This window comes from Solidesulfovibrio sp. (assembly GCF_029978005.1).
Classification (GTDB): Bacteria; Desulfobacterota; Desulfovibrionia; order Desulfovibrionales; family Desulfovibrionaceae; genus Solidesulfovibrio.
This window is the reverse complement of sequence record NZ_JARKOZ010000114.1, coordinates 35,982-58,834: the sequence shown is the minus strand read 5'-3', so window position 1 is coordinate 58,834 and position 22,853 is coordinate 35,982. Positions and strand designations below refer to the sequence as shown.

24 protein-coding genes and 2 tRNA genes are annotated in these 22,853 nt (G+C 68.3%); 13 read left to right on the top strand and 13 right to left on the bottom strand.

The window, feature by feature from the left end:
* The first annotated feature begins 17 nt into the window (after window positions 1–17).
* The gene (locus tag Q1K70_RS13305) at window positions 18–989 is read left to right on the top strand and encodes a zinc-binding dehydrogenase (RefSeq protein ID WP_300160442.1); all 972 of its coding nucleotides are present in this window, start codon (window positions 18–20) and stop codon (window positions 987–989) included.
* A gap of 6 nt (window positions 990–995) precedes the next feature.
* On the opposite strand, the gene Q1K70_RS13300 is transcribed toward Q1K70_RS13305, so the two are convergent.
* A complete protein-coding gene (locus Q1K70_RS13300; protein ID WP_300160439.1) occupies window positions 996–1,955 on the bottom strand; it encodes a YafY family protein in 960 nt (319 codons plus the stop codon).
* A gap of 463 nt (window positions 1,956–2,418) precedes the next feature.
* On the opposite strand from Q1K70_RS13300, the gene Q1K70_RS13295 reads away from it, so the two are divergent.
* The 5 genes from Q1K70_RS13295 to Q1K70_RS13275 all read left to right on the top strand — a co-directional run bounded on the left by Q1K70_RS13295 (window position 2,419) and on the right by Q1K70_RS13275 (window position 5,894).
* Window positions 2,419–2,493, top strand: a tRNA-Cys gene (locus tag Q1K70_RS13295).
* A gap of 13 nt (window positions 2,494–2,506) precedes the next feature.
* Window positions 2,507–2,581: transfer RNA gene (locus Q1K70_RS13290), tRNA-Gly, on the top strand.
* Window positions 2,582–2,678: 97 nt separating this feature from the next.
* A complete protein-coding gene (locus Q1K70_RS13285; RefSeq protein WP_300160436.1) occupies window positions 2,679–3,410 on the top strand; it encodes a methyltransferase in 732 nt (243 codons plus the stop codon).
* Window positions 3,411–3,522: 112 nt separating this feature from the next.
* Entirely contained in the window at window positions 3,523–5,274 is a 1,752-nt protein-coding gene (locus Q1K70_RS13280) for a YcaO-like family protein (protein ID WP_300160433.1), read from the top strand.
* Between the two features lie 302 nt (window positions 5,275–5,576).
* Window positions 5,577–5,894: a TusE/DsrC/DsvC family sulfur relay protein gene (locus Q1K70_RS13275; RefSeq protein ID WP_006921540.1), complete on the top strand. Its 318-nt coding sequence runs from the start codon at window positions 5,577–5,579 to the stop codon at window positions 5,892–5,894.
* A gap of 68 nt (window positions 5,895–5,962) precedes the next feature.
* Here Q1K70_RS13275 and Q1K70_RS13270 read toward each other — a convergent pair whose 3' ends face one another.
* Complete coding sequence (locus Q1K70_RS13270) at window positions 5,963–8,671, bottom strand: tetratricopeptide repeat protein (protein WP_300160419.1); 2,709 nt, start codon at window positions 8,669–8,671, stop codon at window positions 5,963–5,965.
* A 28-nt stretch (window positions 8,672–8,699) separates the two neighbouring features.
* Between Q1K70_RS13270 and Q1K70_RS13265 the strand changes: the two genes are divergently transcribed.
* Window positions 8,700–9,059 carry a molybdenum cofactor biosynthesis protein MoaE gene (locus Q1K70_RS13265; protein WP_300160416.1) on the top strand — a complete coding sequence of 120 codons (360 nt, stop codon included), beginning with the start codon at window positions 8,700–8,702 and terminating at the stop codon, window positions 9,057–9,059.
* 111 nt (window positions 9,060–9,170) lie between these two features.
* On the opposite strand, the gene Q1K70_RS13260 is transcribed toward Q1K70_RS13265, so the two are convergent.
* Window positions 9,171–10,058 carry a glycosyltransferase family A protein gene (locus tag Q1K70_RS13260; protein WP_300160413.1) on the bottom strand — a complete coding sequence of 296 codons (888 nt, stop codon included), beginning with the start codon at window positions 10,056–10,058 and terminating at the stop codon, window positions 9,171–9,173.
* Between the two features lie 107 nt (window positions 10,059–10,165).
* Between Q1K70_RS13260 and Q1K70_RS13255 the strand changes: the two genes are divergently transcribed.
* A complete protein-coding gene (locus Q1K70_RS13255) occupies window positions 10,166–10,915 on the top strand; it encodes a UPF0280 family protein (RefSeq protein ID WP_300160410.1) in 750 nt (249 codons plus the stop codon).
* A 69-nt stretch (window positions 10,916–10,984) separates the two neighbouring features.
* Window positions 10,985–12,163, top strand: a complete 1,179-nt coding sequence (locus Q1K70_RS13250) for a PAS domain-containing sensor histidine kinase (protein ID WP_300160407.1) — start codon at window positions 10,985–10,987, stop codon at window positions 12,161–12,163.
* A 133-nt stretch (window positions 12,164–12,296) separates the two neighbouring features.
* Here the strand turns inward: Q1K70_RS13250 and Q1K70_RS13245 are convergent, their stop codons facing one another.
* On the bottom strand, window positions 12,297–12,665 hold the full coding sequence (locus tag Q1K70_RS13245; protein WP_300160404.1) for a helix-turn-helix domain-containing protein: 369 nt from the start codon (window positions 12,663–12,665) through the stop codon (window positions 12,297–12,299).
* Window positions 12,666–12,828: 163 nt separating this feature from the next.
* Between Q1K70_RS13245 and Q1K70_RS13240 the strand changes: the two genes are divergently transcribed.
* Window positions 12,829–13,293 (top strand): CGGC domain-containing protein, encoded by a 465-nt coding sequence (locus Q1K70_RS13240; RefSeq protein WP_300160478.1) that lies wholly within the window; start codon window positions 12,829–12,831, stop codon window positions 13,291–13,293.
* A 244-nt stretch (window positions 13,294–13,537) separates the two neighbouring features.
* On the opposite strand, the gene Q1K70_RS13235 is transcribed toward Q1K70_RS13240, so the two are convergent.
* The 7 genes from Q1K70_RS13235 to Q1K70_RS13205 all read right to left on the bottom strand — a co-directional run bounded on the left by Q1K70_RS13235 (window position 13,538) and on the right by Q1K70_RS13205 (window position 19,978).
* Window positions 13,538–14,899: a DnaA/Hda family protein gene (locus tag Q1K70_RS13235; protein WP_300160401.1), complete on the bottom strand. Its 1,362-nt coding sequence runs from the start codon at window positions 14,897–14,899 to the stop codon at window positions 13,538–13,540.
* Between the two features lie 504 nt (window positions 14,900–15,403).
* Entirely contained in the window at window positions 15,404–16,150 is a 747-nt protein-coding gene (gene thyX / locus Q1K70_RS13230; protein WP_300160398.1) for an FAD-dependent thymidylate synthase, read from the bottom strand.
* A gap of 1 nt (window position 16,151) precedes the next feature.
* Window positions 16,152–17,144 (bottom strand): Holliday junction branch migration DNA helicase RuvB, encoded by a 993-nt coding sequence (ruvB, locus tag Q1K70_RS13225; RefSeq protein ID WP_300160395.1) that lies wholly within the window; start codon window positions 17,142–17,144, stop codon window positions 16,152–16,154.
* A complete protein-coding gene (gene ruvA, locus Q1K70_RS13220; protein ID WP_300160392.1) occupies window positions 17,141–17,752 on the bottom strand; it encodes a Holliday junction branch migration protein RuvA in 612 nt (203 codons plus the stop codon). The genes ruvB and ruvA overlap by 4 nt, the downstream gene beginning before the upstream one ends.
* Window positions 17,749–18,258, bottom strand: coding sequence for a crossover junction endodeoxyribonuclease RuvC (gene ruvC / locus Q1K70_RS13215; RefSeq protein ID WP_300160389.1), 510 nt, complete (start codon window positions 18,256–18,258; stop codon window positions 17,749–17,751). The genes ruvA and ruvC overlap by 4 nt, the downstream gene beginning before the upstream one ends.
* 154 nt (window positions 18,259–18,412) lie before the next feature.
* Window positions 18,413–19,150, bottom strand: a complete 738-nt coding sequence (locus Q1K70_RS13210) for a YebC/PmpR family DNA-binding transcriptional regulator (protein WP_300160387.1) — start codon at window positions 19,148–19,150, stop codon at window positions 18,413–18,415.
* A gap of 174 nt (window positions 19,151–19,324) precedes the next feature.
* On the bottom strand, window positions 19,325–19,978 hold the full coding sequence (locus Q1K70_RS13205; protein WP_300160384.1) for an RlmE family RNA methyltransferase: 654 nt from the start codon (window positions 19,976–19,978) through the stop codon (window positions 19,325–19,327).
* Between the two features lie 129 nt (window positions 19,979–20,107).
* Between Q1K70_RS13205 and Q1K70_RS13200 the strand changes: the two genes are divergently transcribed.
* A complete protein-coding gene (locus Q1K70_RS13200) occupies window positions 20,108–20,758 on the top strand; it encodes an EcsC family protein (protein WP_300160381.1) in 651 nt (216 codons plus the stop codon).
* Between the two features lie 2 nt (window positions 20,759–20,760).
* Here the strand turns inward: Q1K70_RS13200 and Q1K70_RS13195 are convergent, their stop codons facing one another.
* Window positions 20,761–21,165 (bottom strand): ImmA/IrrE family metallo-endopeptidase, encoded by a 405-nt coding sequence (locus Q1K70_RS13195; RefSeq protein ID WP_300160378.1) that lies wholly within the window; start codon window positions 21,163–21,165, stop codon window positions 20,761–20,763.
* Window positions 21,166–21,324: 159 nt separating this feature from the next.
* Between Q1K70_RS13195 and Q1K70_RS13190 the strand changes: the two genes are divergently transcribed.
* Both Q1K70_RS13190 and Q1K70_RS13185 read left to right on the top strand, forming a co-directional pair.
* Entirely contained in the window at window positions 21,325–21,759 is a 435-nt protein-coding gene (locus Q1K70_RS13190; protein ID WP_300160375.1) for a PilZ domain-containing protein, read from the top strand.
* A 101-nt stretch (window positions 21,760–21,860) separates the two neighbouring features.
* A complete protein-coding gene (locus Q1K70_RS13185) occupies window positions 21,861–22,031 on the top strand; it encodes a hypothetical protein (protein WP_300160373.1) in 171 nt (56 codons plus the stop codon).
* Between the two features lie 235 nt (window positions 22,032–22,266).
* On the opposite strand, the gene Q1K70_RS13180 is transcribed toward Q1K70_RS13185, so the two are convergent.
* On the bottom strand, window positions 22,267–22,824 hold the full coding sequence (locus tag Q1K70_RS13180; RefSeq protein ID WP_300160370.1) for a hypothetical protein: 558 nt from the start codon (window positions 22,822–22,824) through the stop codon (window positions 22,267–22,269).
* Window positions 22,825–22,853 lie beyond the last annotated feature (29 nt).

Sequence of the window (22,853 nt, the reverse complement as noted above, 5' to 3'; positions counted from 1 at the left end):
TGCAAGGAGAGCCCGCCATGTTCGCAGTCTATGTGGAAACGCCCAATCCCGACGCCCCGTTGGAGGCCTTGCGCCTGGGCCAGCGGCCCGAGCCGGAGATCCCGCCGGGCTGGACGCGCGTCGCCGTCAGCCACGCCAGCCTCAATCGCCACGACGTCTTCACCCTGCGCGGCGTCACCGGCCACCCCACGCCCATCCCCTTTCCCATGATCCTCGGCAACGACGGCGTGGGCAGGCTCGACGACGGGACCGAGGTCGTCCTCTACCCGCTCGTCACCGGGCCGGGCCGGCGCGGCGACGAGACCCTGGCCCCGGACTGGCATGTGCTGAGCGAAAAGGTCCAGGGGACCTTCGCCGAGTACGTGGCCGTGCCGCGCGAAAACGTCCTCCCCCTGCCGCCCGGGCTTTCGGCCGTGGACGCCTCGGTCCTCGGCACGGCCTGGCTCACGGCCTACCGGTCGCTTTTCACCAGGGCCAGGCTCAAGCCGGGCCAGACCGTGCTCGTCCAGGGCGCGACCGGCGGCATGTCCACGGCGCTGATCCAGCTCGGCCGGGCCGCCGGGCTCACCGTCTGGGCCACCAGTCGCAGCCGCCGGGGGCTGGAGATGGCCGAACGCCTGGGCGCGCACGTGGTCCTGCCCGACGGCGCGCCGACCCCGGGCAAGGCCGACGCCGTGTGCGACAACGTGGGCGCGGCCACCTTCGGCCACAGCCTGCGCAGCCTGGCCCGGGGCGGCGTCCTCGTGGTCACCGGCGTGACCGCCGGGCAGCACGTGCCCCTGGACCTGCTGCCGCTGATCGTGAACCAGGTTTCGGTGGTCGGCTCCATCATGGGCACGTTGGAGGAGATGCGCCGCCTCATGGACTTCGTGGTCGGCCACGGCATCCGGCCGGAGATCGACGCCGTGGTCCCCCTGGACCAGGCGCGCGGGGCCTTCGAGCGCATGGTCCGGGGGGAGGTCGCGGGCAAGCTCGTGCTGGCCGTCTGACCGGCGTCAGGCCGGGCCGGAAGGCGCGGCGTCGCCGGCGTGGTGCCGGGCCGCCTCCAGGGCCAGCTCCACGACGAGGGGGGCCAGGGTCGGCGGGGACAGGACCCTGGCCCCCCGGCCGAAGGACAGGAGCCAGGCGGCCAGATGCGGCCAGGAGACGGCGCGCAGGGTCAGGACCGCGCCGCCCGCGGCCGGGGCCTCGGCGGCCAGGCCCGGCCACCATTCCCGCCTGGCCCGGTCGACGCTTGCTGCGTCGAAGAAGACCTCGGCCCGCAGCCCGGGCTCGGGCATGGCCTCCTTGAGAAAGGCGGCCAGGGAGAAATCCTGGTGCGGGGCGAAGGACTCGGCGAGCATCTCCGGCGCGGCCAGGCGGTCCACCCGGAAGTCCCGGTAGGCGCGGCGCAGGCGGCACCAGGCGATCAGGTGCCAGCGGTCGCAGTAATAAACCAGGCCCAGGGGCTCCACCGTGCGCTCCTCGGGCGCGTCCTTGCCGTAGCCCTGGTAGGAGAAGCGCAGCGCCCGGCAGCGGACCAGGGCCCGCTGCACCAGGGACAGGGCCACGGGGCCGGGCGGGGCCGGCTGGGCGGCCGTGCCGAGGCCCTGCTCCAGGCGCAGGCTGCGGTCGCGCTCGGGCCCGGGCAGCACGGCCCGGATCTTGGCCAGGGCCGAGTCGATGTTCCGGCGCAGGTCCGCGTCGCCCGAGCGCCCGGCGAACACGGCGCTGGTGGCCAGGGCGCAGGCCTCCTGCTCGCTGAAATTGACCGGCGGCAGGTGGTAGCCGCGCAGCAGGCGGTAGCCCACCCCGGCCTCGGCCGCGATGGGCACGCCGCATTCGCCGAGCGCATGCAGGTCGCGGTAGATGGTGCGCACGCTGCGGCCGAAATGCTCGGCCATGGCCTCGGCCGTGGCCACCCGGCGCGACTGCAGGTACAGGATGAGCCCGACGAGGCGGTCGATGCGGTTCATGACGGAACGTCCTGGCGCGGATTCGGGGGACTCGCCCCTGGCCGCCTTGTCCGGGCGGGCGGGGAAAATGTCAACGCCCGGCCCTGCCAGGCCGGGGGGGCGGCCGGGCCCCATCCCTCGGCCGGGCCTCCCGCGCCGCCCCGGCCGTGCCTCGTCGGAGCGGCGGGTTCCATGTCACCGGACTTGGCGGCGGCCGGAGCGCTTTTTTTCGCACCGCCGGCGCTGCCGTGGGACGGCCCGGGCGCTTTCCGGGCAATTTTTCACAATAAATGTTTTTAATTTCTGCATATTACAAGAAAATATCCTTTCGCGGCAAATTCCTTGTTGACGGCTGGTCCCGGATTTGGCAGAAATGCGCCTCGGCAACGGCGGCCGCCCCGCCGCTCCGGACCGCGCGGAAAAGTTGAAAAAAATCGATTGACAACCGGGCCGGACGCAAGTAGATAAGTTGGTCTTTGAACGAGGCGGCATAGCCAAGTGGTAAGGCAGAGGTCTGCAAAACCTCCATTCTCCGGTTCAAATCCGGATGCCGCCTCCACAGCCGATCCTGAGCGGGAATAACTCAGTGGTAGAGTGCAACCTTGCCAAGGTTGAAGTCGCGGGTTCAAATCCCGTTTCCCGCTCCACCGAAAATCCAAGGCCGGCCCCAAAGCCGGCCTTTTTCTTTGCCTGCGCGCCGGATCTGCGATATGCCGCCTTTGTCTACCAAAACGGGAGCCAATCGTGAGCCGCACCATTTCCCTCGACGCCCCCCTGGACGAGCTGCTCGATTTCGCCAGGAGCCGCTACGACGTCCGCTTCGAACCCGTGGCCGTGGCCGGCGAATCCCTCGAAATCCTTCAGATCGCCGACATCGAGGCCCTCATCGACCGTCTGGTCCAGACCGCCGGCCAGGGGCCCATCGAACTGCCCTACTGGGCCAAGATCTGGCCCGCCGCCATGCTGCTCGCCCATTTCCTGCCCCACCTCGGCCCGGGCGAGGACCGCAGCCTGCTGGAACTCGGCGCGGGCGTGGGCGTGTGCGGCCTGTTCGCGGCCCGGCGCGGCTTTCGCGTCCTGCTCACCGACATCCATCCCGACGCCCTGCTTTTTTCCAGGATCAACATCCTGCAAAACGGCCTGGCCGACCGGGCCGACGTGGCCCGGGCCGACTTTTCCGCCGACCGGCTGGAGCGGCGCTTCGACGTCGTCCTCGGGGCCGAGGTCCTCTACCTCCAGGACCTCTACCGGGGCCTTTCCAAATTCCTCGTCGCCCACCTCTCCCTGGACCCGGCCGCCGAGGCCGTGCTGGTCAAGGACTACAGCCGCCAGGCCGGCCGCTTTATGGCCCTGGCCGAAAAGGAATTCCACATCGCCGAACGCGTGGTGGGCTACAAGGAGTCCAACCCCGCCGACGGCGAGCCCGAACGCAAGCTGTGCCAGATCTTCCGCCTGCGCCACCGCAAGCATGCCTGATCCCGGTCCGCGCCGGACGCCCGCCCGCCCCCAGAGCCCCGACCCGTTGCGGGCGGCGCGCCGTCCGCAACGCTGCCGATCCGGCCGCACCCTTTAGACACCGGACACGCCCATGCCCGAAAACGACGCCCTGCACGGACTGACTTCCCGGCCCAAGGGCCACACCCTGGAACTGGACAAGATCTGCCCCCCGGCCGAGACCGTGGCCCGGGCCCGCGAGGCCTTCGCCCGGCTGGGCCGGGGCGTGCTGGCCGAAACCCGGCGCATCGACACCGGACGTCTCGGCATCCCGGTCTACATGAGCCTTTGCGGCGAATCGGCCCGGGCGGTCATGCCCACCCGCAAGCAGATGGGCAAGGGCGCGACCCCCATCCAGGCCGAGGCCTCGGCCCTCATGGAACTGGCCGAGCGCTTCAGCTTCTTTTCCTATTTCGCCGACGCGGACCGCTTCGCCCGCGCCACCTGGAGCCAGGCCGAGGCCTTCTTCGGCCCGGCGCTGCTTCCGGCCGAGCTTGTGGCCGCAAGCGTGGCCGACCCCTGCGGCGCGGCCACGGCCCGGCGCATCCTGGACCTCTACGCCTGGGACTTCGTCCTGGCCCGGGACGTGGCCGCCGGGACCGAGGTCGCCGTGCCGCTGGATTGGTTCAAGCTCTTAAACGAATTCAACGGCTCCTCGGCCGGCAACTGCTTCGAGGAATCCGTGCTCCAGGGGGCCTGCGAGCTCATCGAGCGCCATGTCTGCGCCGTGATCGACCGCGACCGGCCGGCGCTTCCCACCATCGACCCGGCCAGCTGCCACGACCCGGTCCTGCGCGAGTTGCTGGCCGCCTTCGAGCGCACGGGCGTTCGCGTCCTGCTCAAGGACTTCTCCCTGGGCATGCCCGCGCCCACGGTGGGGGCCATCGCCTACGATCCGGCCACCTTCCCCCAGGCCTCGGAAATCGTCTTCACCGCCGGCACGGCCTCCTCGCCGGCCAAGGCCGCCATCCGGGCCCTGACCGAGGTGGCCCAGCTGGCCGGCGACTTCGAGACGTCGAGCAACTACGAGGCCTCGGGCCTGCCGAAGTTCACGCGCCTGGAAGAGGCGGACTGGCTCATGGCCGGCCCGACCGCGCCGCTCGACAGCCTGCCCGACGTGTCCGCCCCGGACATCGCCGCCGAACTGGCCGCCCTGGCCGAGCGCATGGCCGAGCGCGGCCAGCCGCTCTTCACCGTGGACACCACCCATCCGGAACTTGGGCTTTCCGCCAACTACAACTTCGCCCCGGGCCTGCTCTTTCGCGAGCGCACCCCGGCGGCGGGCCTCGGGCTTTTCACGGGCCGGATGCTGGCCGAGCGGGCCGACCCGGAAACGGCCCGGCAGGGACTGGCCGAGCTCGCGCAAATCGTGCCGGACGCCGCCTACCTGCCCTTTTTCGAGGGCGTGCTGGCCCTGCGCCAAAACGATCCGGAAGGGGCCCTGGCCGGCTTCGCCCGGGCCGAGGCCCTGGAGAGCCGCGACGAGGACCGGGCCCTGGCCGCCTTCTACCAAGCTCACGCCCTGTCGCTTCTGGGCCGCCACGCCGAGACGCCGCCGCTGCTCGACCGGGCCATCGCCCTGTCGCCGGAGGTCAAGGAATACTACAACCTGCGCGGCGTGGCCCGGTTCAAGGCCGGGGACTACGCGGCGGCGGCGGCCGATTTCCAGGCCGCCCTGGACCAGGACGCCGGCTCGGCCATGGACCTGGCCAACCTGGGGCTGTGCCTGGAGCGCCTGGGGCAGACGGAGATGGCCGCCCACCACCTGCACGCCGCCCTGACGCTGGACCCGGACATCGGTTTCGCCAGGGAAGCCCTTTCCCGCCTTCGGGAGGAAAGCGCCTGACCGACGGAATTCGACCGCCATTGTAGACAATATTGTGATTTTATGCACAATTTTGACAAAACGACGCGTCAAATGCAGCGAAAGGCATTGACAATGCATGGCGACGCAGAGTACGTTAAAAAAATAACTCGGGAGCCGGCGGCTTCAAAACGGCTCGCCAGTGCAACATCGACCCATCGGGCATCAAGGGTGCTCTGATTCTGGGTGAGGCCCCCCCGCCAAGCGGGGCGGCGCTTGGAAATCGCCCGGTTTTGCGCAAACGGTCCGGGCGCTGTTCTCATCAACCTGTAAGGAGGATGCGCATGGCTACTGTCGAGTACAAAGGAAAAACGTTCGAAGTCGACGAAGACGGCTTCCTGCAGAAATTCGAGGACTGGACCCTGGAGTGGGTTGACTACGTGAAGGACTCCGAGGGCATCAAGGAACTGACCCCCGAGCACAACAAGGTCATCGAGTTCCTCCAGGACTACTACAAGAAGAACGGCATCGCTCCCATGGTCCGCATCCTTTCCAAGGTCACCGGCTTCAAGCTCAAGCACATCTATGAGCTGTTCCCGTCCGGACCGGGCAAAGGAGCCTGCAAGATGGCCGGTCTGCCCAAGCCCACCGGCTGCGTCTAGGCCTTTCCCTCCTCGAGGAAAAAAGGCGGCGGGGCGACCCGCCGCCTTTTTTTGCGTCCGCCGCCCTCCTACTTCTTGGGCTTGGCCTTGGGCTTCGGCTTGGCCTTGGGCTTCTTCTTCGGCTTGGGCTTTTTCGCCGGCAGCTTGCCTTCCTCGGCCAGCTTGAAGAGCTTGCGCTTTTTCGAGTCGAAGGACAGGGCGGTCTTGATGGAGGCCAGGGCCATGGCCGCGATGGTCAGGATGATGACCAGCCCCTTTTGCAGCTGCCACTTCTGCTGCTCCACCATGTCCGCCACCCAGCCCTGGCCCGAGGACTGAAAAAGGTAGACGAAAAGCGGCACCAGCACCAGGGACAGCCCCAGCCCCGCCACCTCCATCCACAGGAAGTTGCGGCCGAGCAGCATGCAGAAAAAGGTGGAGTCGCGCACGATGCGCAGGGTGATGAGCCGCGTGCGCAGGGTGCGGATGCGCTCGTCCACCTCGGGCAGGTATTCCCGGCTCTTGTGGAAGTTGGCCGGCTCATCCATGGGGGAGGTGCGCATCCAGTTGAGCCGGGTGGCGCAATAGTTGAAATCGTTGTTGAATTCGCGCAGAAGCGACGGAAAGGGAAACCAGGCCGCCTCGCGCTGCACGCTTTTGAGGTCCTCGAACTGCCTGGCCTGCTCCTGCTGCATCACCTTGACTTCGCTGGCGACCTTCTTCTTCACCTGTTCTTCGACGTCGGCGGTGCCTGCCTCGAAGCCCTTGAAGGCCACGTAGTTGCCCAACTTGCCGAGACTCACCAGATTCTGGATCCTTTCCTCGGCCTCGACCAGGTACGGCTCCCCGGCCAGGAAGCGCTCGCGCAGCGATTCGGACAGTTCCCCCAGGCTCGCCGTCAGCGTCTGGGAGGTTTCCTGCGCCTGCTTCCATACCCGCCACAAGGCGGCCAGGATGTGCGGCCGGCCGCGCTCGAGTTCCGGGTCGATCATCACCCGGTTGAACATGGACGGATCGCTCGCGATCAGCTGGGAGAAGAGCTGCATGCCCTGGTCCGTGAAGCCCATCTTCACCAGGCACACGCCCTGGCGGTAGACGGGCTCGATCCACTTGGGGCTTTCCTTGAGGGTCTCCCGGTACAGGGCGATGGCCTTGTGCTGCTCGCCCTGGACCTCCAGGGCCCGGGCCTGGAGCCACAGGAAGAACGCGCGCTGGAGGCCCGTGTAGCTGAGCCGGCCGGACTCCTGCCAATAATAGACCGCCTTGGTCCAGTCTCCGGCCTCCATGGCGGCGAAACCCTGGAGGGACTTGGGCTGGAAGGACCGGGGATACTTGGTCAGGGCCTGGAGCATCAGGTTTTCGTAATTCTCGGCGTTGCGCTCGCGAAGGGCCGTCAGGGCGTCCCAGAAGAAGTCCCCCTCGCGCCGGCCGAGCTGCTCGACTCCGGCCGGCAGGTCCTTGCCCTTGGCCCGCCAGACCGCCTCCAGCATGCGCAGCTGCAGGGGCTGGTCGATCTCGAAGATGGCCGCCAGAAGCAGGTCCGCGTCTTCCTTGGCGGCCAGGCGCTTGTACATCTCGCCCAGGGGATCGGCGGACAGGGCGGCGTCGAGCTTCTGGGACAGGGCCTCCATGCCGGCGATGGGCAGCCGGCCGAAACGGTCCCAGATCTCCGGCCGGGGCGCGTCCAGGGCCTTGGACGGGCACATCCGGGGCTCGTGGTTGCCCAGGCCGCAGTAGAAGCACGGCGAGGCCTCGGCCACGGACAGGCTGCCGGGCAGGGGCACGACCAGGGAGCCGGTCTTGTCCGACTCCTCCCCGGCCGCGACCAGGCTCACGTTGCACCAGTCGTCGATGTTGGAGCCCCGCGACAGGGCCCTGGCCTCGTGGATGACGAACTCGTCGCCAAGGAGAAAGGCCGAGCGGAAGCTCATATGGGGGAAGTCCGGCGTCAGCAGGTCCCAGTTGAGCCCCAGCCGGCGCGGCAGGTCCTTGCCGAAGGTGCGCCCCTTGGACGGCACGACGGCCATGACGCTCGGCCAGTAATGGCCCTCGCCGCTGGCGTCCTTCTCCTCCTTGAGGCGCATGATGCGCGTGACCGTGTCCTGGCACCAAGTCCGGAAATGGCGCAGGCCCGGGGCCTCGAAGAGCAGAAACCCCTCGTGGCGCATGAATTTGAACCCGAACCGGTCGATGATGTCGTGCAGCTCCGCCGCGATGTTGCGCCAGCCCTCGGCCGTGTCCCGGGCCAGGGGGTCGCCCAGCGGCCGTATGACGCCCATCCAGCTCAGGCCCGAGTCGTAGGCCAGGCCGGGGTTGGCCTCGAAGCGCTCGAAAGGCACCCGGGCCAGGCCCGAGGCCGGTTTGATGGGCGCGCTCGTCAGGCCGGGATTGCCGGCCAGCTGGGCCTTAAGGTTGGGATGGAGCAGTATCTCCAGGGAATCCGACGGGATGACATGCTGCCGGGACAGTTCCACCGAGATGGACACGGCGCGCTCGAACTTGGGGCTGACCAGCAGCGAGGCCGGAAAGACCTCGATGAAGATCGGCAAGGCGTTGACCCGACCCCAGACGTGGATGCGGGCCAGGGCGCGCAGGCCCTCCTCGCCGAGGAAGTACCACAAGGCCTGCCCCGTGGTGTCGGCCATGCGGAAGCCGCCGTAGTCCTGGAGCATGGCGTCGAAGGCGGAGTCGAGCTGGCCGTCCCAGGCCACCCAGACCCCAAGCCCCGTGTGCACCATCCGGGTGTTGCCCACCTGGGGCAGCTTCTCGAGCAGGTTGGTGATGTAGAGCGTGGACAACGGCGGGCTTCTCCCTTATTTGGCTCCCATGGACATCTCAAAAACCATCGCGTCCCTCAAGGCCGAGCCGGGCTTCCTCGAGAAGGTCGGCATGGTGCTCGTGCACAACGGCGTGGCCCGGGCCACGTCTCGAAACGGCGCTCCCGTGGGCAGGCTCGAAGTCCGCGTGGACCAGGACCTCGTGGAGGCCATCCGCCGCGAGGGCGAGGCCATGCCCGGCATGTTCCGGGTGCTGGTCGAGGCCCGGGCCGGGGTGTTCAAGCCCGGGGACGACCTGCTCTTCATCGTCGCCGCCGGCGACATCCGCGAAAACGTCCTGGCCGGCCTCACCCGCACCCTCACCCGCGTCAAGGCCGAAGCCATCACCAAGAAGGAAATCGCGCCCTAGCCGCCGCACTATCGGCAGGAAGGAAGCCTCCGGCGGCCAAAGGGCTGCCGCCCTTTGGAATCCCGGCAAAGGATTTCTGCTTTTTTTCGTCGTGCGGCCCGCTTCCCTTCCTTATCGGGGGTCTCCATCCGCTTGTGACGCCGGCCCCGCCGCTTCGTCGACCAGGGCCAGCACCCGGGCGGCCTCTTCCGGCCGGTCGCGCTTGAGGCAGCCCTGGGCATAGCGTAACGCCTTGCGTCGCAGCTCCTTTTTTATGCACGTCCTGTGCCAGGCCGAAAGATCGTCCCGGCCGAGCAGCCGGGCCATGGACCGCACGCGCAGGAGGTCCTGGCCGACGTAGACGGCGGAGAGCTGGTCCGGCCGGCCGCCGTGGCGCACGGCCAGGTGCTCGTCAAGCAGGCCCACGGGATGGCGCAGCAGGGTGCGCAGCCACAGATCGTAATCCTCGCAGGCCGGCAGGCTCTCGTCGAAGCCGCCCACCTCGTCGAGAAACCGGCGGGTGAACATCACCGTGGAGGGACTGACCAGACACCGTTCGAGGGCCTGTTCGAAGAAAAATCCGTCGGGCTTGGCGTGGACCCGGCCCGGGTTGACCCGGCGGCCGCCGCGCATCCAGATTTCCTGGGTCTGGCTGACGGCCAGGCCCCGCTCCCGCATGAAGGCCAGCTGCCGGGCGGTTTTTTCCGGCAGCCAGGCGTCGTCGGAATCGAGCAGGGCGAGATATTCCCCCCGGGCGGCGGCCAGGCCCGTGTTGCGCGCGGCGGACACGCCCCGCCCCCGGTCGTGGGCAAGCAGGCGCAGCCGGGGATCGGCCAGGCCGGCGAGCACGGCCGGCGTGTCGTCCGTCGAGCCGTCGTCCACCACGATCACTTCGAGAGGCGCGTAAGTCTGGGCCAGGGCCGAGGCCACGGCCCGCCCCACGAGCCCGGCCCGGTCCCGCGTCGGGATCACGGCCGAAACCAGCGGCGCGGCGCGCTCCCGGACCCGTTCCTGCTCCATGGGCCCGACCTTACATGCCCGGTCCCGGGCTGCCAAGGCCGGCCTTCCCCCGGGGGCGCGACTGGGGCATAGTCCGGCCGTCCCGACATCGCCCACGGAGGCCCGCCATGCCCGCCGTCTTCACCGACCCGGTGCGCGCCTACCGCCAGGGGCTCCTCGCCCGTCCCGGGGAAAGGGCCTTCCAGGTGGTGGTGGAACAGACCGACCTCTTCATCCTGGCCGAGCGCGACCTCGGCCGGGAGATCGCCGCCTTCGTCTCCGGGGTTCGCCGGGAGCTTTCCACCTACGTGCTGCTCCACCCGGACTTCCGGGAGTCGCTTTCGCCCGTGGCCGTACGCGACGACGCGCCGGCCGTCGCCCGGGATATGGCCGAGGCGGCGGCACGCTTTGGCGTGGGGCCCTTCGCCGCCGTGGCCGGGGCCTTCGCCCAGGCCGTGGCCGACGCCTTCGCCGACGCCTCGCCCAACATCGTGGTGGAAAACGGCGGCGACATCTTCCTGCGCTCCACCCGGGAGCGCACGGTGGCCCTGCTCGCCCGGCCCGTGGAAGGGGCGCGCCTGGCGCTCGCCTTCACGCCCGAGCGGCTGCCGGCGGCGGTGTGCGCCTCCTCGGCCACGGTCGGGCATTCGCTGAGCCTGGGCGAGGCGGACATGGTGACGGTCGCGGCCGACCGGGGAGCGGTGGCCGACGCGGCGGCCACGGCCCTTGGCAACATGCTGCGCGCCCGCGCCGACCTCGAGGCCATGCTGGCCGCGGCCCAGGCCATGGAGGGACGCGGCGTGCGCGGCGTCTTCGCCCAGATCGGCGACCTGGTCGGCGTGGCCGGCGATGTGGAACTCGTGGCCATCGAAGGCTGAACGCTTCCCACATGACGCGATTTGTGCCATGAGAAAGCAATCCCCATTGTCTTACCAGAGGCGCACGCCATGCCGGATGCGCACAAGACCAAGGAAGAGCTCGTCGAGGAACTGACCGCGGCGCGCGGCAGGATCGCCGCCCTCGAAGCGGCCTTGGCCCCCAACGCGCCGCCTCGGCCGGAGTGTCCGGCGACGAACGAGACGGCCCAGTTCTATCTCACCATTCTCAACGACGCGCCGGCGCTCATCTGGCGGGCCGGCCGCGACGCCAAATGCGACTGGTTCAACCGCACCTGGCTTTCCTTCACCGGCCGCGGCCTGGAACAGGAGCTCGGCGACGGCTGGGCCGAGGGCGTGCACCGCGACGATTTCGACAGGTGCCTGCAAACCTACCTGAAAGCCTTCGACGCCCGGCAATTCTTCCAGATGGAATACCGGCTGCGGCACCACAGCGGCGAATTCCGCTGGATCTGCGACATCGGCTGTCCGTTCACGGAACCCGACGGCGCGTTCGGCGGCTACATCGGCTACTGCTTCGACGTGACCCAGCGCCGCCGGGACGAGGAGTTCCGCCGCGACGTGGAGCGCATCATCCGCCATGACGTCAAGGCGCCGCTGCACGCCCTCAAGGCCCTGGCCCTGGCGCTTTTCGACGACGTGCGCGACGAGGAGCTGCGCCCGCTGGTGCCGCGCCTGCACCGGGGCATCGCCAGCGTGGTCGACCTGGTCGATTCCACGGAAAAGCTCATGCAGATCGAGCGCGGCGACTACCGGCCGCCGGACACGCGCCTGGAGCTTGCCGCCATCGTGCGCAACGTCTTCGACACGCTGGCTCCCCAGGCCGAAGCCCTGGGCGTTGCCCTGCGCCTGCCCGAGCCGGCCGGGCCGGGGGCAATGGGCGTCTTTTGTCGCGGCGAGGAAGTCCTCATCGAGACGATGCTGACGAACCTGGTCAAAAACGCCCTGGAGGCCTCGCCGCCCGGCGCGGCGGTCACGGTGCGGCTTTCCCGGGACGAGGCCGGCGCGCGCGTGGCCATCCACAACCGGGGCGTCATCCCGGAGGCCATCCGCGACCGCTTTTTCGAGAAGTACGTCACCTCGGGCAAGCCCCGGGGCACGGGCCTTGGCACTTACAGCGCCGAGCGCATCGCCCGGGCCCACGGCGGCCTTGTCGGCTTCGCCACGTCCGAGGCGGACGGGACCACGGTCACGGCGACGCTGCCCGCCTCGGAAGCGGCGTCGGGCTGAGACCGGCCAGGCCGGCCCGCGCCCCGCTCCCCAACGGCCAGGCCCGAGCCTTCAGGCGACGCCTGCCGTCCGGCGGCGACGCCTTGCGGCCCGCGAGCCGCCGCTCGCCCGGACGCGATTGCCGGACGCGGCCCTAGACTTCGGGAGTCTCCCGCCGTGCGGCCGCGTCCTGGCGCGCGAACTGCTCCTTGTAGGCGTCGATGATGGCCCCGACCATGTCGCCGAACCGTTCCCGCAGCTCCTCGCAACGGCTCGTGTTGCGCATTTCCACGCCCTTACGCTCGCTTCGGATCAGCCCGGCCTCGCGCAGCACCTTGAAGTGCTGGGAAAGCGTCGATTTGGGCAGGGTGCGGTCGTCGATGCGCAGGAAATTGGAACAGGTCCGCGGGCAGTCCGAGCGGACGATCTCCGCGTAGATGCGCACCCGCACCGGATCGGAAAGGGCGTAGAGAATGCCCTCGACGGTGATGTCCGCGGCGGCGGGATGGTAAAGCGGCTTCACGCGCGTGCTCCTGTCCCCGGCGCTCCGTCCGGCCCGCGTCTCCGGGGCCGGCCGTTTCCGGCGGTTTTCCTTCGGTTAGCCCGGGCTTGACACATTGTCTATTTGTTCGTAATTCCCGAACCACAAAACTTAACGCTCGGCCGGCCTGGAGGCAGGCGTGAGCATGGAGGCAATCATGGCCAATGTCGGCATCCTGACGTGCTCAAGCCACGTCCAGGAATTGGGGTGCAGCGGATTTTTGTGCTACGACGCGGCCTACGCCAAGACCGGCGAGTTCTCCGGCCACGAAGGCGACATCCGCATCAAGGGCGTGATCAGCTGCGCCGGTTGTCCGGGAAAGATAGGAGCCGACCGCATCCTGCGCCGGGTCAATTCCCTGGTCGCTTCCGGGGTGGAGATCCTGCATTTCGGCAATTGCATGATGGCGCAGTGCCCCTTCGTGGCCAAGTACGAAAAGGCCATCCGCGAAGCCCATCCGGACCTGCGGATCGTGCACGGCGTCCACCTTTCCCCTTACCCCGAAGAGATGCTCCCCGCGGTCGGCGAGCGCGTGACGCGGCTTTTTACCGAACAGCGCCCCACCACCCCCGAGATCAGCCTCGAATTCCGGCAGCCGACCGGCGACTGACGCGTTTGGGCCGGCCCCCTTGGGCGGCCGTGCCGCTTCCCTCGCGCCCCCTTCCCCGTACAGCCCCCAAAACGAACGCCGGACGCTTGCGCGCCCGGCGTTCGCCTGGCCAATGGCGGCCTCCCCCTAGCTGACGCGGACTGAGGCTATGCCGTACGGCGCGCCGCGCCCGGACGGTCGTCCGGCCAAGGGCCGGCCAAGCCGGGGCGCGCGCGGGAGCAACGCGGGGATACGTCTGGAAATCTCAGGCATGGACGCTCTCGATGGTCCGTTCGAGTTCCCGGCCAAGGGGGGTGCGCAGGGACAAGTGGCGCTCCAGGGAGGTGATGCCCTTGACCACGGTGGAGTGGCGGCGGTTGAAGCGGTTGCCGATGTCCACGAGAGAAAGATCGGTGTGCTGGCGGGCCAGGAGAAAGGCCGTGTTGCGGGCGAGCACATACTGGCGCTTGCGCGACTTCGAAACAAGCTGGTCCGGCGAGAGGCGGTAGACGTCGCAGACGTAGGACACGATGTCGTCGAGGGTCAGGGGCCGCTCGGTCAGGTCGTAGTGGCGCAGCACGTCCCAGGCCAAGTCCACGGAGATGCGGCAGTTGAGCAGCCGGGCCTTGAGCACGAGGTTTTGCAGGCAGCTTTCGAGCTGGCGCACGTCGGCGTGGAGGCGGTCGGCCAGGAGCGTGGAGACCTCGTCGGGCAGAAGCACCTGATGGATGGCGGCCTTGCTTTCCAGGATGCGCTTGCGGGTGGCCAGGTCGGGCTTGTCGATGACGGCCAGGAATCCGGAGGAGATGCGCGAAAGCAGCTGCGGGTCGAGGCCGGTCAGGTCGCGGGGGAGAAACGAGCTCGTGAACACCAGCCGGCAGCCCCGGGAATTGAGGGCTTTGAGGGTGTTGAGCAGTTCGTCCTGGATGCGCGGCTTGTCGCGGAAAAAGTGCACGTCTTCCAGCAGCAGCACGTCCACGTTCTCGCGAAAGGCGGCCTTGAACCGCTCCACCTGCTTGGTCTTGAGCGCCATGACCAGCCGGTTGGCGAATTCCTCGGCCGAGAGGTAGGCCACGCGCAGCCGCCGTCCCCGGTCGCCGTCGTCAACGCACAGGCGACGGCCCATGGACTGGATGAGGTGGGTCTTGCCAAGGCCCGGCGCGGAGCTGATGAAGAGCTGGTCGGCGGACAGCGACATGTCGCAGATGCCCTTGCTGGCCACGTAGGCCAGTTCGTTGGAGGGCCCGACCACGAATTCGTCGTAGCTGAACCGGAAGCGGTCGCCGACGAGTTCCGGGGCCTTGGGCTCCACGGGCAGGGTCAGGGATTTGTGCGCCCGCATCGGGCGCGGCGCGACGGGAACCTTCGGCGTCGGAGCCACGGCGGCGTCGGGCCGGGCCTCGGCCACCACCACCTTGGGGCGCGAGCCCATGACCACGGCCGCGGCCTCGGCCACGGCGTCGGCCAGCCTGTCCCGCACCCAGGACGCCACGAAGGCGTTGGGGGCGGAAAGTTCCAAAACTCCGTCGCGGGCCCGGGCCGAAAGCGGCTTGATCCAGAGGTTGTAGAGTCCAGGACTCAGTGTCGATTCGAGGAGCTGCTTGGTTTTGGGCCAGATCGTTTCCATGGGGGGCACATTACGGAGGGCGGGTTCCGGGGCAAAGAGCGGATAGGGGCCGCTTTCCCCTGCCGGGCCTTTCGGTTCTCTACAGCACAACGCACTGAATTCATGAATATATTTTTTAGACCTAGCAGGGACGGGGGTTTCGGGGCCTCCGGCGAAGCCGCGCCGTACGGGGGTTTGCGGTCCGGGGCGTGCATTATACACACTTGTGAACGCGTTTTCCACAAGCTGACATCTCGATATCTCTATTTTTCGCAGCCAGGATTTATTTTTTTCGTCTTCCAACACCCCCTTTTTTGGTTGACCACAAGGAAAACCCGCTTGGCCGTTGCCGATCCGCGTCCGGGGAAGTGAAACGGTCATGAACACGACACGAACAACATGGCAATTTCATTTGCAAAAAAAGATTCTCCCGTATCCGGGCCGCTTTGGATACGGAAAACGTAAAAGACCCGTCACGGCGATGACGAGCGACGGAACCGACACGGGAAGGTCGAAAATCGGGATTTAGACCGAACTACGCGGTATTTCCGCCAGGCGCGGGTAGCGGCCGCAGCTGAACCGCTCGTCTTCCGGGCAATAGCCGAGCCGCTCGCAGCGGGCTCCGGCCCCGGAAAAGATGACGGGAAGCGCCTCCCGGCAAAGCCCGAGCATGGCCTGGGCCATGGCCCGGATCTCCCACTGGGCGCGCTGGCAGCAGCGCAGCTCGAAGAAATGCAAAAGCGACCGGCAGTTCATGGTGACCACGACCTTGGTCTCGCAGGCGTTGGGCAGGACGAACCGGGCGTCCTCGTTGGCCTTGGCCCCCCGGCCGTGGCGGGCGAGGATTTCCTGGAGCTCGACGTAGGCCGCGCCGGCCTGGGCCATGGCCGCCTCGAAGCGCTCGCGGGCCTCGGGAATGGCGGCGATCTGCGGCGGCAGCACGTAGTCGAAGCCGGCGGCGTCCACGTAGCGCTGGGACTGCTGGCTGTAGCTCGCGATGCGGTGGCGCACCAGCTGGTGGGAGAGCGCCCGGGACACGCCGGCCACGGCGAAGGTGAAGGACACGTGCTCCACGGGCGACTCGTGGCCCGAGGCCAGGATGCGCGACACGAAATCGGCCTGCTTTTCCGGGGGAATCTCGCCCGAAAGCAGGCGCGGCCACATGTCCGCCACATACCCCGGATGGTAGCATTGCCGAAAGGCGGCGTAGATGAGCGACAAGGCGTCCGGGGTATGGGCCAGCAGGTTCACGGCAAGGGTCGCGGCGGGCATGTCAGTCGAGCGTTCCTTTCTTGATGTGGGCGTACGCTTTGGCCGTGGCCACCCGGCCGCGCGACGTGCGCTTTATAAGCCCGCACTGGATGAGGTAGGGTTCGTAAATCTCCTCGATGGTGCGGACCTCTTCGCTTAAGGCCACGGCCAGGGTCTTCACCCCCACCGGGCCGCCCTCGTAGTGGCCGATGATCGTCTCCAGAATCTTGCGGTCCATCTGGTCCAGGCCGTGGGGGTCGACGTCCAGGCGGGCCAGCGCCTCCCGGGCCAGGTCCTCGTCCAGGGTGGTCGCGCCGGCGACCACGGCGAAATCGCGCAGCCGGCGCAAGAGTCGATTGGCGATGCGCGGCGTGCCGCGCGAGCGCTGCCCCACCACCAGCGCCCCGGCCGGGGTGATGCCGATGCCGAGTATGCCGGCGGCGCGCGTCACGATGCGGGCGAGCTGCTCGGGCGCGTAGAATTCCAGGCGAAAGATCACGCCGAAGCGGTCGCGAAGGGGCGAAGTGAGAAGCCCCAACCGCGTGGTGGCCCCGACCAGGGTGAAGGGCTCCAGGTCGATGCGCACCGTGCGCGCCCCGGGCCCCTGGCCGATGATGAGGTCGAGCTTGAAGTCCTCCATGGCCGGATAGAGGATCTCCTCCACCGCCGGGGGCATGCGGTGGATCTCGTCTATAAATAAGATGTCGCCGCGCCGCAGGTTGGTGACGATGGCGGCCAGGTCGCCGCAGCGTTCGAGCACCGGGCCGGTGGTCGTCACCAGGTTGACGCCGAGTTCCGAGGCCATGATCTGGGCCAGGGTGGTCTTGCCCAGGCCCGGCGGGCCGTAGAGCAGGCTGTGATCCAGCGGCCTGCCCTGCTCCATGGCGGCGTGGAGAAAGACCTTCAAGTTGGCCCGCAGGTCGTCCTGGCCGATGAAATCGCCCAGTCGCGACGGCCGGATGGTGTCGTCGGGATTGGCGGCCAGGGGGCCGGAAGGCGGGCAGGCGTCGTTCATGACTTCTCGGAGGCAAGGCGTTTGAGGGCCTGGCGCAGGGCGGCGGCCACGTCGAGGTCGGGCTCGGCCTCGAGCACGGCCCCGGCCACGCGCCTGGCGTCGGCATCGGCATAGCCCAGATTGGTCAGGCCCGCCACCACGTCGGCCAGCACCCCGGCCCCGAGCCCGGCCGGCGCAGCCAGGGGCGAGATGGCGGCGGAGCGGCCCTCGAGCTTGTAGGTCAGCTCGATGAAGATGCGCTGGGCGCTTTTCTTGCCGATGCCCGGCACGCGCGTGAGCGCCTCCATGTCGCCCGTAGCCACCAGCCGGGCCAGGTCGTCGGTGGAAAAGCACGACAGGATGGCCAGGGCCGTGCGCGGCCCGAGCTTGGTGATGCCGAGCAGCAGGCGAAAGGTCTCCCGGTCGTCCAGGCTGGCGAAGCCGAAGAGCTCCAGGGCGTCCTCGCGCACCACGGTGTGCACGTACAGGGCGCAGGTCCCGCCGGTCGCCGGCAGCCCGGCGGCCACGGGGTCGGGCAGCTCCAGTTCGTAGCCCACCCCGCCCGGGGTGAGGACGATGGCGAAGCGTTCGCGCCGGGCCAGCAGCCGGCCTTCGATATAGCCGATCATCGCGCCCCGCACAGGCGGGTCAGCCGCCTCTGGTTCAGGTGACACACGGCCGCGGCCAAGGCGTCGGTCGCGTCCACGGCGAAAGTTTCCCGGCATGCCAGCACCCTGGCCACCATGAAGGCCACTTGGGATTTTTCGGCCCGGCCCGTGCCGACCAGACTCTTTTTGATGATGGTCGGCTCGTAGGAAAAAACCGGCAGCCCGGCCACGGCGCAGGCGGCCAGGGCCGCGCCCCGGGCCTGGCCGAGCTTGAGGGCCGTGGCCGCGTTTTTGGACACGAACACGTTCTCCACCGCCACCTCGACCGGGGCGTGCGCGGCAAGCAGTGCGGCCACGGCGGCGTAGATCACGCCCAGGCGGCGGGGGAAATCCGCTTCGTTGCCGGTGCGCACGACGCCGGCGGCGACAAGGGTCAGCACCCCGGAGCGCTCCCGCACGAAGCCGTAGCCCGTGGCCCGCGACCCCGGGTCGAGCCCGAGCACGATCTGTCCCGCCTCAGCCTGCATGCCCGTCCCTCGCTCCCTCGCCCTGGCCGCCCGTAAATATCCTGTGGACGCTCCCCCTCCTCCTGCACCCCTTGGAGGGGGTCCGGGGGGCATCATGCCCCCCGGTAGGGAGGGTCCGGGAGGGGCGACGCCCCTCCCGGTCTTCCTCTTCCTGCTATCCCAGCAGTTCGTCGGGAAGGTCGCCGTTGGTGTGGACCTTCTGGACGTCGTCGTTGTCCTCGAGCATATCGATGAGCCTCAGGAGCTTCTGGCCGTTTTCCGCGTCGAGGGACACGGTGTTGGTCGGCATCATGGCCACCTCGGCGTCCTCGGACACCATGCCGGCGGCCTCGAAGGCGGCGCTTAAGGCATTGAAGTCCTCGGGGGCGCAGTGCACCTCCCAGACGTCGTCCTCGTCGACGATCTCCTCGGCCCCGTGCTCCAGGCCGATCTCCATGAGCTGGTCCTCGGTGAAGGAGGCTTTCGGGAAGGAGAACACGCCCTTTTTGGAGAACATCCAGCCCACGCAGCCGGCCTCGCCCATGGCTCCGCCGCCCTTGGCCAGGATGTGGCGCACCTCGGCCACGGTGCGGTTGCGGTTGTCCGTGGCCGCCTCGATGAGGATGGCCACGCCGCCGGGGCCGTAACCCTCGTAGAGCACCTCGTCGAAGTTCTCGCCGGCGAGCTCGCCCGTGCCCTTCTTGATGGCCTGTTCGATCTTGTCCTTGGGCAGGTTCACGGCCTTGGCCGCGGCGATGGCGGACTTCAGGCGCGTGTTGAGGGCCGTGTCCGCGCCGCCGGCCCGGGCGGCGAGCATGAGCTCCTTGGTGACCTTGGTGAAAAACTTGCTCTTCTTGGCGTCCTGCACCGACTTGCGGGCCTGGATGTTGTGCCATTTGCTGTGTCCGGCCATCACTCCTCCTCGACATAGGGGGAACCGGGCGCGCCCGGTCGCTTGTCTTTCGGTTTCGTCCCTACGTATTCCCTGGCGCGACGTTCGGCAATTTCCTTGGCCGCCGCCCGAAAGCAATACGTTGCAATCACCGTCTGTCCGCGAAAAACAAAAATGTCTCTCGCGGGCGCGGCGCTACAGCGCCGCGCCGTCCGCGTCGGGCAGGGGCGGGGGATCGGGCTCGGGCAGTTCGGCCGGCCGGGGGCGAAAGCCCGTGGCCACGTAGAAGATCTCCTTGCTCTCGGCCCGGGAGCTTTTCGGCTTGGCCACGCGGACCTTGTCGAAATGCCCGCGCAGGCCCTGCAGGTAGGCCGGGGCGTCGGGCCCCTGGAAAATCTTGACCACGAACGCGCCGCCGGTCTTCAGGCGCATACGCGCCACGGACAGCGCCGCCTCGCACAGTTCGAGCGAGCGCGCCTGGTCCGTGAACTTCACCCCGGTGGTCTTGGGGGCCATGTCCGAAAGCACCACGTCGAAGGGGCCGAGGCGCGAGAACGCCTCGCCGATCTCGGGCGCGGGATCGAGCATGTCGCCGGTCAGGTAGGTGACGTGGCCGGGAAAGGCCGTGCCGGCCGGGTTGAGGTCGATGCCGAGCACCCGCCCGGACGGCCCCACGCGCTTGGCGGCGTAGAGCGTCCACGAGCCCGGGCAGGCCCCGAGGTCGAGCACGGCCGCGCCCGGGAAAAGCAGCCGGGAGGCCTTTTCGATCTCCTCGAGCTTGTAGACCGACCGGGCCGGGTAGTTGTCCTGCTTGGCCTTCTTGAAATAATGGTCGCGGTACGTTTTCATGGCGGCTGCCCGGGATACCGTTATCCGAAACAGGTTTCAAGGGAAAGACGCCCGGCTCTCCCACCCCTTGCCGAAACGCGGCCGGGCCTTATCTAGCAGCGTACGCCACCTCAAGGAGAACCGTCGCCCATGGCCGCCATCACCCGGGACACCGTGCTGCGCGTCCTCGACTGGGCCTGGGAACGGGCCGCGTGGGGCCTGCCCGGCCAGGATTCGGCCGAGGCCCTGGCCGCCCGGCATATGGACCCGTCCGTGCCGCTCGAAACGCGGCTTGCGGCGCTCATCAAGCGCCACAAGCGGCAGGCCGCGGCCACGGGATTTCTTTCCGGCGTCGGCGGCCTGGCCCTTCTTCCCGTGTCCGTGCCGGCCAGCCTGGCCGGCACGCTCTTCGTCCAGGTGCGCCTGGTGCAGGCCATGGCCCTCGTGTGCGGCCACGACCTGGCCGACGCCCGGGTGCGGACCCTGTGCGGGCTGTGCCTGTGCGGCTCCAAGGCCACGGAGGCGGCGGCCGCCGCCGGCGCGCATGTCGGCGGCAAGCTCACGGGACGGCTCCTTGCCCGCCTTGGCGAAGAGACCATCAGGCGCGTCAACGAGCAGGTGGGGTTCCGGCTGCTGGCCCGGTTCGGGGAATCGGGACTGCTCGGCGCGTCACGCCTTGCGCCCGTGATCGGCGGGCTTGCCGGCGCGGCGACGGGAGTCGCGGCCACGGCCGGCATCGGCAAGGCGGCTCTGGCGCTTCTGGCCGGGGTCGGGGACGAGGAAACCCGGCAAGCCTCCTGAAATCAGCCTTTCTGCGGCAGCCGCCAGGAGGGATCGTAGCGCCCCTGCCTGGGCCGGCGCGAGGTGCCGCCGTGCAGGCCCCGGCGGATCATGTAGAGCAGCCGTCGGGTGAACTTGGCCGCCCAGGCGTCGCAGGCCTTGTCCTCGCGGATGCGCTCCACCATGGTGGCGGCGGCCGGCGGCAGGCCCTCCTTGCGGGCGATGCGCCGGCGCAGGGCGTAATGCCCGAGCTCGTCGGCCAGGGCCATGGTCTTGCGGAAGTCGCGCACCGAGCGGTTGATGAAAATGTTGTAGCGGCCGTCGCGAAACAGCAAAAAACCCCAGCTGTCGATGTCGTCGACCTCGAGAACCTTGAGGTCGCCCCGCTTCGCGGCAAGCTCGAAAAGCCTGGCCAGCAATCCCGCCATACGCGCTCCTTCGCCGGCCCATCACGGCGCGACAGGGGTAACATAACCCCTGCCCCGCGGGCGTCAAGGCCGAGGCGGCGGTTGCGCCGCGCGGGGGTGAATGGTAGGGTGGCGGCCGATCGAGACGCGATCTAGCCTGATGCATCCAGGGCCGACGTCATGGCGCTGCTCGAACACAAACGCTGTCCCCACTGCGGCAAGGTCACCTGGCAGGAGTACGTCCCCCAGGCCCCGCCGGCCGCTTCCTATTGGCGCTGCCGCGATTGCGGCGACCGCCGCGACGCCAAGCGCGTGAGCGTGGGCAACGGGGCCGACCTCAACCGGGGCCGCGTCCAGACCGAAGAGGTGTGCGCCGACGTCCTCATCGTGGACATCAGCCGGCGCGGGGCGCGGGTGCGCTGCGACGACGACCTGCCCGTGCGCGTGACCATCGGCCAGCGCGTGCTGTTCAATCCCCAGCTCCAGCCCTTCGGCGAACTGGCCCACTACCAGGCCGCCATCGTGCGCTGGGTCAATTCCAACGAATTCGGCATCTGCTTCGAGACGCCCCTGTCGCTTTCCATGGGGGACATCACCCGCATCGTCAAGAACTGACGGACCTTCCCTTGTTGCGCCCGGCCTGCCGAGGGGCTATCATCGGTCAAAGCCGCAGCCCGATCGGCGGACGCGGCGCAAGCCAAGGCACGGCCCGGCCCATGCAGGACTACGAAAAGATACGCCACGCGGTGAAAACCGGGGACAAGATCATGGAACTGGCGGCTTCGCTGGGTCTGGACCCCGGGCGCGACACCATCAAGGACCTGGCCGACAAGTTGTTGGAAAACGCCCTGGCCGAGGACGCCCCCACCGCCGTGGCCGGCCGCTGACGCCGTCGGGCCGCCGGTGCGGATTCCCACTGCCTTCGCGCTCCCCCGCCCCTTGGACGGTTTCGCGACCGTGCGTCGTCTTCCTTGCGGGGAAACGACCGAACAGGCTCCGTGGCGGCACGGGCCGGCGACACGTTCCGCCACGGCCCCGACACCGGCTTTCGCCCGCAAAAAAGGCCCGTCGCCGGGGCGACGGGCCTGTCATCGTCCGTTCGGGGCCGACGGCCGGGGGAAATCAGTTCTCCAGGTCGATGATGACCGGACCGAGCACCGTGGGCAGGGGGCGGGAGAGGAACTCCTCGCGCTTGATCTCCTTGCCGTCGTAGAGCATGCTTTCGATGTGGATGACCTTTTGCATCCAGACGTTGTTCTCGATGGTCTTGGGAATCTCCGTCTCGATGATGCGGGCCGTGATCTTGTCGATGTCGATCTCTTCCACGTCGCTGAAGGAATAGGTGTGGATGTACTCCTCGTTGTAGCCGAAGCAGTAGAGCAGGCTGTTCTTGACGAACGGCTGGAAAATCTTCTTGGCCGGGTGGTTCTTGACCTCGCAACTGATCTTGTTTAGGCTGACCCGGAGTTTTTCCTTTTCGTTGACGATGATGTACACGACCGGCCGGTTGCTTTCCAGGAGATCCTCGCCGGAGGAATGGATATTGTTGTCCGCCCCGTGAAAGATGTAATCGATGTAGCGTTCCCGGTTGGCTTCCCTGGCCTCGCGCACCAGCTCCTTCTCGATGTAGGAATAGAAAACGCGCTGACCGAAACCCCTGATCTCAATGTTGAACTTCATCCTCCGCCTCCTGCGCAGATTCCCTGGTG